This window comes from Segatella baroniae B14 (assembly GCF_022024235.1).
Lineage (GTDB): Bacteria > Bacteroidota > Bacteroidia > Bacteroidales > Bacteroidaceae > Prevotella > Prevotella bryantii.
In genome coordinates this window covers 1,760,139-1,773,601 of the sequence record NZ_CP091799.1, presented here as the reverse complement: position 1 = coordinate 1,773,601, position 13,463 = coordinate 1,760,139, and the positions used below count along the sequence as shown (strand labels likewise).

Here is a 13,463-nt window from a genome sequence, read left to right as displayed (position 1 = left end):
AGAAAGGAAATTTATATATTATGAAACTATCACAATTTAAATTCAAATTACCTCAGGATCAAATTGCTTTGTATCCTCATCAAGTAGAGAAGACTATAAAAACATCTTCTGGCGAGAAAACGTTTACTGTTACTCGTCGTGATGAGTGTAAGTTAATGGTACTTCATAAGAAATCAGAGACAATTGATATTTTTAAGAAAGATAGCAACGGTAATGATATTCAAGGTGAGTATCTTGATTTTCGCAATGTTCTTGACTATTTTGATGATGGTGATACTTTTGTGCTAAATGATACGAAGGTCTTTCCTGCACGTTTGTATGGAACTAAGGAGAAAACGGATGCTAAAATAGAGGTATTCCTTCTCCGTGAATTGAATGAGGAAATGCGTCTTTGGGATGTTCTCGTAGAGCCAGCACGAAAAATTCGTATCGGTAACAAACTTTTCTTTGACGACTCAGGATCTATGGTGGCTGAGGTTATTGACAATACCACAAGCCGTGGTCGTACGTTACGTTTCTTATATGATAGCCCACATGAGGAATTTAAGCAGAATTTGTATGCTTTAGGTGAAGCTCCACTTCCTCGTTATGTTATTGATAGTCGTGAGGATCATCATGCTACAGTTGATGATTTGGACGATTTTCAGTGTGTTTTTGCCAAGAATGAGGGTGCTGTTACAGCTCCAGCAACAGGTCTGCATTTCAGCCGTGAGTTGATGAAGCGTATGGAAATCAAAGGCATTAATACTGCGTTTATTACTTTGCATTGTGGGCTTGGAAACTTTCATGATATTGAAGTTGAGGATTTAACCAAGCATAAGATGGATTCTGAGCAGATGATTATTGGTCGTGAAGCTTGTGATTTGGTTAATGATACTAAGAAAGCTGGACATCGCGTTTGTGCTGTTGGTACAAGTGTTGTAAAAGCTACAGAAACTGCTGTTGGTACAGATGGTTTCTTAAAGGAGTACGATGGCTGGACTAATAAGTTTATTTTCCCACCTTATGATTTTGGTCTAGCTGACTCTATGCTTGCTAATTTTTATCATCCAGAGTCAACCTTGCTCATGGAGACTGCAGCCTTTGGTGGTTATGATTTGGTCATGGAGGCTTATCATAAAGCGCTTGAAAATGGTTATAAGTTTGGCTGTTATGGTGATGCTATGCTTATTTTGAACGATTAATATGCATACCGTCTATCTTAGCCTTGGTGCAAATATCGGTAACAGAAAGCGCACGATACGTGAAGCAATTGAAAAAATAGAGGAGATGGTTGGTGTCGTTGTACGCCAATCAACTCTTTATGAAACAAAGCCATGGGGCTTTGAGTCTCCTAATGATTTTATTAATGCTTGTATTTGTGTTGAAACTGGATTGTTACCTCATCAATTGTTGCTGACTACTCAGAATATAGAGAAAGAATTGGGTAGAATAGGAAAGTCAGTAAATCAAGAATATCATGATCGTGTTATAGATATTGATATTCTGCTTTATGATGATTTAAGTATAGATGAACCAGATTTAAAGATTCCTCATCCTTTAATGAATGAACGGGATTTTGTAATGAAACCCTTACAAGAAATACTGAAATAAAAAAAGGTTTGGATTATTTTGTAATCCAAACCTTTTATTTTTCTTGACTTCGCAAAAATTACTTACGGAGACCGAGAGCCTTAATGATAGCACGATAACGCTCGATATCGTTTTTCTTCAAGTAGTTAAGGAGAGCACGACGCTTACCTACCAACTTTGTCAAAGCACGAGTAGTAACGAAGTCCTTGTGGTGCTCCTTAACGTGCTCTGTCAAGTGCTTGATACGGAAAGTAAACAATGCAATCTGGCTTTCTGCTGAACCTGTGTTCTTGCTGTCTTTACCGAACTCTGCGAAGATTTCTTCCTTTTTTGTCTTGTCTAAATACATGATTTGTTTGATTAATATAAAATGGTGCAATTACATCCTTCGTACGCCATATCTACCTTAATCACAGCGGGTAAGCGGACTTGAATGCATCGGATTTTCCGAAATTGCGGTGCAAAGTTACAACTTTTTGTAGTATCGAGCAAATATTTCCAATAATTTTTGTACTTTTGCACTTGAAATAAGCATATTAAGGTAAAAGAAATGCAAGACATTAGAAACATTGCAGTTATTGCACACGTCGACCACGGAAAGACTACTTTGGTTGACAAGATGATGATCGCCGGTAATCTGTTCCGTGACGGCCAGGATAACAGTGGCGAAGTTTTGGACTCCAATGATTTGGAGCGTGAACGAGGTATAACCATTCTCTCAAAAAACGTTTCTATTAACTGGAAGGGTACAAAAATTAATATTCTTGATACTCCGGGTCACTCAGACTTTGGTGGTGAAGTAGAGCGTGTGCTCAATATGGCTGATGGTTGTCTTTTGCTCGTTGATGCCTTCGAAGGCCCAATGCCACAGACACGTTTCGTTCTTCAGAAGGCTCTTCAGCTTGGCTTGAAGCCTATTGTTGTTGTAAATAAGGTTGATAAGCCTAATTGTCGTCCTGAGGAAGTGTATGAGATGGTATTCGATTTGATGTGCGATTTGAATGCTACAGAAGAACAACTTGACTTCCCGGTTGTTTATGGTTCTGCGAAAAACGGTTGGATGAGTGAAGACTGGAAAACACCAACTGATAATATAGACTATCTTTTGGATAAAATCGTTGAGATTGTTCCAGCTCCTAAATATTTGGAAGGTACTCCACAGATGTTGATTACGTCTTTGGATTATTCTAACTATACAGGTCGTATTGCAGTAGGTCGTGTTCATCGTGGTACTCTTAAGGAAAACCAGAATATTACTGTATGCCACCGTGATGGTAGTATGGAAAAAACAAAGATTAAGGAACTACATACTTTTGAGGGTATGGGCCATAAGAAGACTGATGAAGTTTCTTCTGGTGATATCTGTGCTGTAATCGGTTTGGAGCACTTTGAAATCGGAGATACTATTGCCGATTTCGAAAATCCAGAACCTTTACCAACTATAGCTGTAGATGAGCCTACTATGAGTATGTTGTTTACTATCAACGATTCTCCTTTCTTTGGTCGTGAAGGTAAGTTCTGTACTTCTCGCCAGATTACTGATCGTTTGAACAAGGAATTGGAAAAGAATATTGCTCTTCGTGTTCGTGAAGTTGAAGGATATACAGATCGTTGGATTGTTAGTGGTCGTGGTGTACTTCATCTTTCTGTGTTAGTTGAAACCATGCGTCGTGAGGGTTACGAACTTCAGGTAGGTCAGCCACAGGTAATCTACAAAGAGATTGATGGTGTGAAGTGCGAACCTATAGAGGAGTTGACAATTAATGTACCTCAGGATTATTCTAGTAAAATGGTTGATATGGTAACTCGTCGTAAGGGTGAATTGACTGGAATGGATACTGAGGGCGATCGTGTTAATATTACATTTGATATTCCATCACGTGGTATTATTGGTCTGCGAACCAATGTGTTGACTGCTTCTCAAGGTGAGGCTATTATGGCACATCGTTATAAAGAGTATCAGCCATACAAGGGTGAGATTGTTCGTCGTTCAAATGGTTCTATGGTTGCTATGGAGACTGGTACAGCTTTTGCTTATTCTATTGATAAGTTGCAAGATCGTGGTAAGTTCTTCATAGATCCAGGAGAAGAAGTTTATGCTGGTGAGGTCGTTGGTGAGCATATTCACGAAAATGATTTGGTTATTAATGTAACTAAGGCTAAGCAGTTAACTAACGTTCGTGCTTCTGGTTCTGATGATAAGGCTCGAGTAATACCTAAGACTGTAATGAGTCTCGAAGAGTGTCTTGAGTATATTAAGGAGGATGAGTTCGTAGAGGTTACTCCAAAGAGTATGCGTATGCGTAAGGCTATTCTTGACCACTTGGAGCGTAAGCGTTCTAACAAGGATTAAGATTTTGATAAAATATAAAAAGGATGCAATTTTGATTGCATCCTTTTTTATATTTTCGAATTTGTTTATTTTGGATAAACTCTTTCCAAGACCTCCTTTGGTATTTTTCGATATCCATTTAGTTATAGATAAGTAGTGTCAAATGTCTTATGATGCTAAAAGCTTTACCAAATTTTGCTGTAGGTCTACAGTTAGATTACTTGTTTGTAATATTACTCCGTAATAGTATCTAGGAAGTTTCTTGTTACATCAAATGAGCCTTCGGCCATTTTGTCCCAAAAATCAAAATACATCTGTGCTTTATGGTCTTTTAAAGGCACATCGCTTATGATGCGGAAACTAATGAAAGGAATGTTATAAATATGGCAAGTCTGTGCAATAGAACAACTCTCCATATCAACAGCTGTAGCCATAGGGAATTTGTCGAGTATCGACAGCATCTTTTCTCGAGAATCTACAAACCATTCTCCGCTGACAATCAGTCCTGGTACAACTTTTTCTTTACTATTAATCCGTGTAGCAATGTTTACAAGTTGCTGAGGAGATTGGAACTGCGCAGGCATGCCCAGTATTTGTCCGAATTCACACTCGCTGCCACAATAGGCATCATGGTAGACACATGAAGTCGAAACGACGACATCACCTACTTGGAGTGAAGTATCTACTCCTCCAGCACAACCTGAAGAAATAATGAGATCTGGCTGGTAGTTGTTAATCATCTCTACCGCTCCAATCGTAGAGTTAACTTTTCCGATACCACATTTTTGCAGAATGATATCATGATTACCGATTTTACCAATAAAGAAATCTTTTTTGTGATGGGTTTCTTTTTTGGCATTAGTGAATAAAGATTGCAACTGTGCTAATTCTTTATCCATGGCTACAATAATACCTATTTTCATAATCCGTTCTTTTATTTTTTGCAAATATACTAAAAAGATGACAGATGATACGGTAGAGTTGCTATATTTTTTGTACTTTTGCCATAAATACAAACGTTTATATTAAATAATGAAAGCATTTAAGAAATATCTGCTAGACATACTAGCAGTAGTTATTTTTGCTGTAATTTCTTTTGTCTATTTTATGCCTGCAGATATGGATGGTCGTATCCTCTACAGACATGATTCTTCTGCCGGTGTAGGAGCTGGACGGGAAATTAGTCAGTACCGTGAACAAACTGGCGAAACATCACGTTGGACCAATTCTGTATTTGGAGGTATGCCGACTTACCAATTGGCACCTTCTTATAAGAGTACTACCGTTTTAAATGAGGCTGTTTCTGCATATCACCTATGGTTGCCCGAGAATGTATGGTATGTGTTTGCCTACTTGCTTGGCTTTTATATTCTCTTAAGGGCATTTGATTTTAGGCGTTCGTTAGCTGCTTTGGGTGCTATCATTTGGGCTTTCTCCAGTTACTTCTTCATTATTATTGCCGCAGGACACATCTGGAAAGTGATGGCATTAGCTTATTTGCCACCGATGATTGCAGGTATCGTATTGTCTTTCCGTGGAAAATATTTATGGGGACTTGTTTTGACAGGTCTCTTTGGTGGATTCGAGATTCTCGCTAACCACGTTCAGATGACCTATTATTATCTCTTCATAATATTCTTTATGGTGTTGGCCTATTTAGCTGAAGCTATCAAGAATAAAACTATGCTAAATTTCTGGAAAGGTGCAGCTGCTTGTGCAGTCGGTGCCGCTATAGCCATTAGTCTTAACCTCTCTAATCTTTATCATACATGGGAATATGGTCAGGAATCTATGCGTGGTAAGAGTGAACTGGTTAAGAAAAACTCTGCAAATCAGACGGAAAGTGGTCTAGATCGTGATTATATTACACAATGGAGTTATGGCATAGATGAAACTTGGACACTTTTGATTCCAAATACCAAAGGTGGCGCTTCAATGCCTTTAAGTCAGAATGAAATCGCAATGAAAAAGGCTGATCCTCAGTTTATGCAGGTTTATCAGCAGATTGGTCAGTATTGGGGTGAGCAGCCTGGTACTTCAGGTCCTGTTTATGTAGGCGCTTTTGTCATGTTACTTTTTGTGCTTGGGCTCTTCATTGTTAAGGGACCTATGAAATGGGCCTTGTTGGCAGCTACCATACTTTCTATATTGTTATCTTGGGGACGAAATTTTATGGGATTTACCGATTTCTTCCTTGATTATGTTCCTATGTATGCTAAGTTTAGAACGGTTGCTTCTATTTTGGTTATAGCCGAATTTACTATTCCTTTATTGGCAATGATGGCACTCAAGAAGATTGTAGATGAGCCTGAAATCCTGACGACCAAAATGAAATGGGTATGGATTAGTTTCGGTCTTACTGCGGGCTTCTGTGCTTTGTTTGCATTGATGCCAGGAGTATTCTTTTCAGATTTTATTTCTTCTTCAGAATTAAAAGCATTACAGCAGATACCCGCTGAATATCTGAACCCTCTGATGTCTAATCTGATTAGTATGCGTCAGGCTATGTTTACATCAGATTGTTGGCGTTCGTTCGTTATCATTCTTATCGGTATGGTGTTCTTAATGCTTTACAAGTATAAGAAAATCGGCGATGTTTACATGATTGTCGGTTTAGCTGTACTTTGCCTTATTGATATGTGGCAAATTAATAAGCGCTATCTTTATGATGATATGTTTGTAGAGAAGAGTCAGCGCGAGGCTCCTCAACCGATGACAGAAACTGATAAGCAGATTTTACGTGATAAATCATTAGATTATCGTGTACTTAATTTGGCTTCGAATACATTTAATGAGAATGAAACTTCTTATTATCATAAGAGCATAGGTGGTTATCATGCGGCTAAACTTCGTCGCTATCAAGAGATGATAGATGCGTATATTTCGCCAGAGATGCAGAAATTGATGTCTGCTGTTTCTAAGTCAAATGGCGATATGACAAAAGTGAATGGGGATAGCATATTCCCAGTCCTCAATATGTTGAACGCCAAATATTTTATTCTTCCGCTTCAGGATGGCAAGACTGTTCCTTTACAAAATCCTTATGTATATGGAAATGGATGGTTTGTTGATCATGTTGACTTTGTAGATAATGCAAATGAAGAAATTGCAGCGTTGGGTAAGTTAAACCTCCGTCATCAAGCTGTAGCAGATAAGAAATTCCAGGAACAACTTGGACAAAGTACGGTTCAAGACCAGACTTCTATCGTGAAGTTGACATCTTATAAACCTAATCAACTGGAATATCAGGTAAAATCAGGCAAGGGTGGTATTGTCGTATTTTCTGAGATTTATTATCCAGGTTGGACTGCTACTGTAGATGGATCTCCTGTTGAATTAGGACGAGTTAACTATATACTTCGTGCCTTGAAGGTTAAAGCAGGTAGCCATAAGATAGTGCTCAGTTTCTTCCCTAAATCAGTGACAGAAACAGAGACTATTGCTTATGTGGCCTATATTGTTCTAATCTTAATTATAGGTTTAGGAGTTTATATAGAGTGGAAAAGGAAAAATAGCTAAGTAATATGTAGTTATAATAATCAACACTCGGCAGTTATGACTGATTGTATCGTCTTCGTATTTGGCGGGGACGATACAAAAGTTTTATTGTAAAGGTGTGAGTTTGATTCGCATTAGGGATGTTGATTTTAAAGATGCTTTGTGTTTATGGAATTCCAGACAAAAGTAGATATACAATCTTCTTCTTGGAAAATTTCACCGTGTGAAAAGATGCTTTTTCTGGGGAGTTGTTTTGCTGATAATATAGGTAATCGATTTCGAGAAGAGCAGTTTCGGGCTATCGTCAATCCCTTTGGAGTGATGTATAATCCTGCTAGTATTCTTCATTCTGTTCAAGAGCTGTTAGATAGTTCACATGAAATAGAGGGAGTGGAGAGCTATGAAGATAGAATTCCTCAGGTTGCTATATTTACCTTAGGTACTAATCATGTCTATATCCTTAAGGAAACTCGTGAAATTGTAGATAATTGTAAGAAACGCCCCCAGCATCTATTTGTAGAGAGAGCATTGTCTGTCAGTGAATGTTATCAGTATTTAGATGAAGCAGTATCGTTGTTGCGAAGCGCCAATCCTGAGATTAAAATAATCCTAACTGTAAGTCCGATACGTTATCGAAAATATGGCTATCATGGAAGTCAACTTTCCAAGGCTACTTTACAGTTAGCTGCAGACCAACTTGTACAACATTATGTTAGCGAAGAAAATGATAATTCCGTTTGTTATTTTCCTGCTTATGAAATCGTTAATGATGAACTACGCGATTATCGTTTTTATAAGCCCGATATGTTGCACCCTTCAGAGCAAACCGTAGAATACATCTATGAGAGGTTTGCTGAGGCCTATTTTAGTGAGGATACTCGAAAATTTCTAGCAGAGTGGAAGCCTATAAAAGAAGCCTTGGGGCATAAGCCGTTTCATCCAGAATCTGAAGAATATAAGAAATTCATGGATAAAACAATGTTAAAAGTATCCATGCTTTCAAAAAAATATCCGAAATTTGCATATCAGAAAATAATTAAGTGAAATGATATATACTATTGAAAAAGTAACCACACTTATAGGTGCGCGTCGCTATGGAGACAGAGACTGTAATGTCGGTTTTATTTTGACAGATAGCCGTTCACTCTGTTTTCCTGAAGAAACTCTTTTCTTTGCTCTAAAGTCAGAGCGAAATGATGGACATAATTATATAGCCGAGTTGTATCGTCGTGGAGTCAGAAATTTTGTTGTATCTGATGTTCCGAATAATTTTGCCTCAGATTATCCAGATGCTAATTTCTTGCGTGTTGTTAATACGCTTGAGGCTTTACAACGATTAGCAGAGCGTCATCGTGATGAATTCAATATCCCTATTGTGGGTATAACGGGTAGTAATGGTAAGACCATCGTTAAAGAATGGCTATATCAGTTGCTTTCTGATGATATGTATGTTACACGTAGTCCTCGTAGTTATAACTCTCAGATAGGAGTGCCTTTATCAGTTTGGTTACTTAATAAGCAAACTGAGATTGGTATATTTGAGGCTGGTATCAGTGAGCCTGGAGAAATGCTTGCGCTTCGTGACATCATCCAGCCAACAATTGCAGTCTTAACGAATTTGGGGTCTGCTCATCAGGAAAATTTTAAGTCAAAAGAGGCGAAATGCCGTGAAAAACTGATCCTTTTTCATGATGCTAAAACTATCGTCTATAATATGGACGATGAAATTATAAATGATACAGTAGAGTCTTATAACTATTCGGGAGAAAAAATAACATGGTCTTTCAAGAATCCGAAAGCTACTATGTTTATTAAATCGGTAGAAAAAAGAAAAAATGATACTGTCATAAATTATAATTTTAAAGACAAAGAAGGAAAATATATACTGCCATTTATCGATGAAGCTTCTATTTCTAATTCGATAATTTGTGCAATAGTTACGCTTTGTTTGGGTGTCAGCACTGATGTTCTCTCTCGCCGTATGGCTAAACTTGAACCTGTCGCTATGCGATTGGAGGTAAAAGTGGGGCAGCATGGTTGTACACTGATTAATGATAGCTATAATTCAGATGTGAATTCGCTGGATATCGCTCTTGATTTTATGAATCGTCGTCCTGATCATAAGGGAAGACGTCATACATTGATATTGAGTGACATCTTCCAAAGTGGTGAAAAACCAGAAAACTTGTATCGTGATGTTTCGGATTTGGCCTATAAGCGTGGTGTTGTCAAATTTATTGGTGTAGGACCCGAATTGAAAGCACATGCTGATCAGATACAGATTCCTGAAAAATTCTTCTTTTCTTCTGTAGAACAGTTGATAAATAGCGAAGTATTTCGTTCTTTGCGTGATGAGGTTATTCTGATTAAGGGGGCACGTCAATTTGGTTTTGACCAGATTACCGAACTTCTTGTCCAGAAAGTGCATGAGACTATCCTTGAGGTAAATCTAAATGCGGTAGTGAAGAATCTTAACTGGTATCGTTCTTTTATGAAACCAGAGACCAAATTGGTCTGTATGATAAAAGCGAATGCTTATGGTGCAGGTTCTGTAGAGATTGCAAAAACTTTACAAGATCATCGTGTTGATTATCTGGCTGTGGCAGTAGCCGATGAAGGTGTAACGTTACGACGTAATGGTATTACAAGTAATATCATGATTATGAATCCGGAAATGACGGCTTTCAAGACTATGTTTGACTATGAACTAGAGCCAGAAGTATATTCTTTCCGTTTGCTTGAAGCATTGATAAAAGCTGCGGAAAAAGAAGGAATTACCGATTTCCCAGTTCATATCAAATTAGATACAGGTATGCATCGTTTAGGTTTTGATCCGATAAACGATATGGATAAACTTATAGATCGGTTAAAACATCAGAATGCAGTCATACCAAGAAGTGTATTCTCTCACTTTGTCGGTTCAGACAGTGATGATTTTGATGATTTCTCAGCTAACCAATTCGCTTTGTTTGATGCGGGGAGTAAGAAATTGCAGGCAGCATTCGATCATAAGATACTCCGTCATATAGATAATTCTGCAGGTATAGAGCACTTCCCTGAGCGCCAGTTGGATATGTGCCGTTTGGGGTTAGGCTTGTATGGTATCAATAGTCGTAATAATGAAATTATCAACAACGTGAGCACGTTGAAGACCACCATTCTTCAGATGCGACATATCCCAGTTGGTGATACGGTGGGTTATAGTCGAAAAGGAACTATAGAACATGACAGTGTTATTGCAGCAATTCCTATCGGATATGCAGATGGACTGAACCGACACTTAGGTAATCGTCATTGCTATTGTCTTGTTAATGGGCAAAAAGCTGAATATGTGGGCAACATATGTATGGATGTTGCCATGATTGATGTTACGGGGATAGACTGTAAAGAGGGTGATACCGTAGAAATTTTTGGTGATCATCTACCAGTAACCGTCTTGTCAGATGTTCTTGATACGATTCCTTACGAGGTACTGACTAATATTAGCGACCGCGTTAAGAGAATTTATTTCCAAGACTAAAATTTCTTATTAAAAATAAAAAGCTAAGTAAAAAGCTAAAAAAGTAGAGGCACGTATGCTTTTTGCCCGTTACTATTTTAGCTTTTTACTTTTTTTTTGTATCTTTGCAGACAATCTAATCTTTAAAAATCTATTGAGATAAAATCAAAACTTAAGCAAAATTATGGAACAAGTGTTTAGCTATATCATCAGCTTAGGTGCTAGTGTAATGATGCCAATCATTTTTACAATCATCGGCTTGTGTATAGGTATGAAATTCGGAAAGGCATTACTTTCTGGCCTTTATGTAGGTGTCGGTTTTGTTGGCCTAGGTGTGGTTACGGCGTTACTGACAAATAATTTTGGTGATCCACTTAGTGCAATTTCTCAAATTTATCATCTTCAGTTGAATGTTTTTGATATGGGATGGCCTGCAGCAGCTTCTGTTGCGTATAATACAGCCGTTGGTGCCTTGATTATTCCAATTTGCCTTGGTGTTAACTTTTTGATGTTGATTACAAAGACAACTCGTACTGTCAATATCGATTTATGGAACTATTGGCATTTTGCTTTCATCGGTGCAGTTGCTTACTTTGTAATGGATGAAAGTCTTGCATGGGGGTATTTTGCAGCGATTATATGTTATATCGTAACATTGGTATTTGCTGATATTACAGCAGACAAGTTCCAAGGCTATTATGATAATCTTGATGGAATTTCTATTCCACAGCCTTTTGTTCAGAGTTTTGTTCCTTTTACATGGGTTATCAATTGGGTGCTAGATAAAATACCTGGATTTAGTAAACTCGATATAGATGCTGCAGGTTTAAAGAAGAAGTTTGGTGTCTTGGGTGAGCCATTAGTACTTGGTGTTATTGTCGGAATTCTGATTGGTATAGTTGCCAAACTTGATATAAAGAAGATACTCTTCTTGGGTATAACTATGGGTGCTGTTATGGAATTGATACCTCGTGTTACTAAACTCTTCATCGATGGTTTGATGCCTATCTCAGAGAAGACAAAGGAAATTGTTGGTAAGAAGTTTAATGGCAAAAGAGTAAATATCGGTATGAGCCCAGCTTTGGTTATCGGTCATCCAACAACATTAGTTGCTACACTGCTCCTTATTCCAACTTATCTCATTATCGCAGTTGTCTTACCAGGCAACCAGTTCTTGCCATTGGCTTCATTAGCAGGCTTGTTCTATCTTTTCCCTATGATTTTGCCTTATACCAAGGGTAATGTTGTCAAGACGTATGTTATTGGTTTGGTAGCACTTGCTGTAGGGTTGTATTTCGTAACCAATATGGCTCCAGATTTTACTAAAGCTGCAGCAGCTGTTTATGCTGCTACTGGTGATCAGGCAGCTAAAGTTCCAGAAGGTTTCTCTGCAGGAAGTATGGACTTTGCTAGCTCTTTGTTTGGTTATGTTATCTATGCTTTCACTAAATATCTATCATGGATAGGTGCAGGCGCACTTGTCGTTGTTACTGCAGCATTAATGTGTTATAATCGTATGCAGATTATAAAAGATGAAAAAGCTGCTGCTCAAACTATTAGAAACAAATAATCACGCTAAAATATGAAAAAAATAGTATTATCAATTGCTTTGTGCTTAGCTGCTAGTCTTGTATCTGCACAAGATTTCAAAGGCTATGAGGTTAAAGCTGAAAATGCTTATACTAATTATAATGTACGTTGGGCTACCGGTCCAGAAGATGCTAAGCATTATACTACAGATCGTTTACGTAAGGAATATCTTATTGAGAAAGTCTTTGCTCCAGGTGAAGTCAACTGGACTTATACATTCTATGATCGTTTCCTTATTGGTGGGGCGGAGCCAACAACAACTCCATTGAAGTTGACATCTATTGCTCCTCTTTATGTTGATGAAAGTAAAGGAACCAGTGGTCGTACACTGCTTGATAATCGTGAATTGGGTATTATCAATATTGGTGGTAATGGTATTGTTACTGTTGATGGAAAGAAATATGAATTAGGCTTCCAGGAGGCTCTTTATGTTGGTAAGGGCGCAAAGGAAATTATTGTAGCCAGCAAAAATGCAGCTGAGCCTGCTAAGTTCTATTTGAATTCAGCTTGTGCACATGTAACTTATCCTACAAAGAAGGTAACGTTGAAGGAAGCAAAAAATATTAAAGCTGGAAGTTTGAAGGAAAGTAATGATCGTGTAATCCATCAGATGATTATTGATGGTGTTGCAGGTGTTCGTACTTGTCAGTTACAGATGGGTATTACAGAATTGAAGGAAGGTAGCGTGTGGAATACCATGCCTGCACATACACATACTCGAAGAATGGAAGCTTATATGTATTACAAGGTACCACAGGGCCAGAAAATTCTCCACGTCATGGGAGAGCCACAGGAAACTCGCCCTATGTGGATGAATAATGAACAGGCTGTTATTTCTCCACAGTGGAGCATTCACTGTGCAGCAGGTACAAGCAATTACACCTTTATCTGGGGTATGTGTGGTGAAAACTTGGTTTACACTGATATGCAGGTAGTAGGTATCCCTAACCTCAAATAATTAATTTACTTAAA

The 13,463-nt window shown here is 38.0% G+C and carries 10 protein-coding genes; 8 read left to right on the top strand and 2 right to left on the bottom strand.

Annotated features, from left to right (window positions below):
* Positions 1 to 20 precede the first annotated feature (20 nt).
* Both queA and folK read left to right on the top strand, forming a co-directional pair.
* Positions 21 to 1,184: a tRNA preQ1(34) S-adenosylmethionine ribosyltransferase-isomerase QueA gene (queA, locus tag L6469_RS07430; protein WP_006282103.1), complete on the top strand. Its 1,164-nt coding sequence runs from the start codon at positions 21 to 23 to the stop codon at positions 1,182 to 1,184.
* 1 nt (position 1,185) lies between these two features.
* On the top strand, positions 1,186 to 1,593 hold the full coding sequence (gene folK / locus L6469_RS07425) for a 2-amino-4-hydroxy-6-hydroxymethyldihydropteridine diphosphokinase (RefSeq protein ID WP_006282102.1): 408 nt from the start codon (positions 1,186 to 1,188) through the stop codon (positions 1,591 to 1,593).
* A 58-nt stretch (positions 1,594 to 1,651) separates the two neighbouring features.
* Here folK and rpsO read toward each other — a convergent pair whose 3' ends face one another.
* Positions 1,652 to 1,921: a 30S ribosomal protein S15 gene (gene rpsO / locus L6469_RS07420; RefSeq protein ID WP_006282101.1), complete on the bottom strand. Its 270-nt coding sequence runs from the start codon at positions 1,919 to 1,921 to the stop codon at positions 1,652 to 1,654.
* 201 nt (positions 1,922 to 2,122) lie between these two features.
* On the opposite strand from rpsO, the gene typA reads away from it, so the two are divergent.
* The gene (gene typA / locus L6469_RS07415; protein ID WP_027453313.1) at positions 2,123 to 3,925 is read left to right on the top strand and encodes a translational GTPase TypA; all 1,803 of its coding nucleotides are present in this window, start codon (positions 2,123 to 2,125) and stop codon (positions 3,923 to 3,925) included.
* 212 nt (positions 3,926 to 4,137) lie between these two features.
* Here the strand turns inward: typA and L6469_RS07410 are convergent, their stop codons facing one another.
* Positions 4,138 to 4,827: a 5'-methylthioadenosine/adenosylhomocysteine nucleosidase gene (locus tag L6469_RS07410; protein ID WP_006282098.1), complete on the bottom strand. Its 690-nt coding sequence runs from the start codon at positions 4,825 to 4,827 to the stop codon at positions 4,138 to 4,140.
* A gap of 109 nt (positions 4,828 to 4,936) precedes the next feature.
* Here L6469_RS07410 and L6469_RS07405 point away from each other — a divergent pair, with 109 nt between their 5' ends.
* The 5 genes from L6469_RS07405 (at position 4,937) to kduI (ending at position 13,449) form a co-directional block, all read left to right on the top strand.
* Complete coding sequence (locus L6469_RS07405; RefSeq protein ID WP_006282097.1) at positions 4,937 to 7,423, top strand: YfhO family protein; 2,487 nt, start codon at positions 4,937 to 4,939, stop codon at positions 7,421 to 7,423.
* A gap of 147 nt (positions 7,424 to 7,570) precedes the next feature.
* Entirely contained in the window at positions 7,571 to 8,446 is an 876-nt protein-coding gene (locus tag L6469_RS07400) for a GSCFA domain-containing protein (RefSeq protein ID WP_006282096.1), read from the top strand.
* 1 nt (position 8,447) lies between these two features.
* The gene (locus L6469_RS07395; RefSeq protein WP_006282095.1) at positions 8,448 to 10,922 is read left to right on the top strand and encodes a bifunctional UDP-N-acetylmuramoyl-tripeptide:D-alanyl-D-alanine ligase/alanine racemase; all 2,475 of its coding nucleotides are present in this window, start codon (positions 8,448 to 8,450) and stop codon (positions 10,920 to 10,922) included.
* A 163-nt stretch (positions 10,923 to 11,085) separates the two neighbouring features.
* Positions 11,086 to 12,471, top strand: coding sequence for a PTS galactitol transporter subunit IIC (locus L6469_RS07390; RefSeq protein WP_006282094.1), 1,386 nt, complete (start codon positions 11,086 to 11,088; stop codon positions 12,469 to 12,471).
* Between the two features lie 12 nt (positions 12,472 to 12,483).
* Entirely contained in the window at positions 12,484 to 13,449 is a 966-nt protein-coding gene (gene kduI / locus L6469_RS07385; protein WP_006282093.1) for a 5-dehydro-4-deoxy-D-glucuronate isomerase, read from the top strand.
* Positions 13,450 to 13,463 lie beyond the last annotated feature (14 nt).

What these genes read in the sequence shown, in the direction of transcription:
- queA (WP_006282103.1), top strand. Translation starts at nt 21, where the DNA reads ATGAAACTATCACAATTTAAATTCAAATTACCTCAGGATCAAATTGCT.
- folK (WP_006282102.1), top strand. Translation starts at nt 1,186, where the DNA reads ATGCATACCGTCTATCTTAGCCTTGGTGCAAATATCGGTAACAGAAAG.
- rpsO (WP_006282101.1), bottom strand. Translation starts at nt 1,921, where the DNA reads ATGTATTTAGACAAGACAAAAAAGGAAGAAATCTTCGCAGAGTTCGGT.
- typA (WP_027453313.1), top strand. Translation starts at nt 2,123, where the DNA reads ATGCAAGACATTAGAAACATTGCAGTTATTGCACACGTCGACCACGGA.
- L6469_RS07410 (WP_006282098.1), bottom strand. Translation starts at nt 4,827, where the DNA reads ATGAAAATAGGTATTATTGTAGCCATGGATAAAGAATTAGCACAGTTG.
- L6469_RS07405 (WP_006282097.1), top strand. Translation starts at nt 4,937, where the DNA reads ATGAAAGCATTTAAGAAATATCTGCTAGACATACTAGCAGTAGTTATT.
- L6469_RS07400 (WP_006282096.1), top strand. Translation starts at nt 7,571, where the DNA reads ATGGAATTCCAGACAAAAGTAGATATACAATCTTCTTCTTGGAAAATT.
- L6469_RS07395 (WP_006282095.1), top strand. Translation starts at nt 8,448, where the DNA reads ATGATATATACTATTGAAAAAGTAACCACACTTATAGGTGCGCGTCGC.
- L6469_RS07390 (WP_006282094.1), top strand. Translation starts at nt 11,086, where the DNA reads ATGGAACAAGTGTTTAGCTATATCATCAGCTTAGGTGCTAGTGTAATG.
- kduI (WP_006282093.1), top strand. Translation starts at nt 12,484, where the DNA reads ATGAAAAAAATAGTATTATCAATTGCTTTGTGCTTAGCTGCTAGTCTT.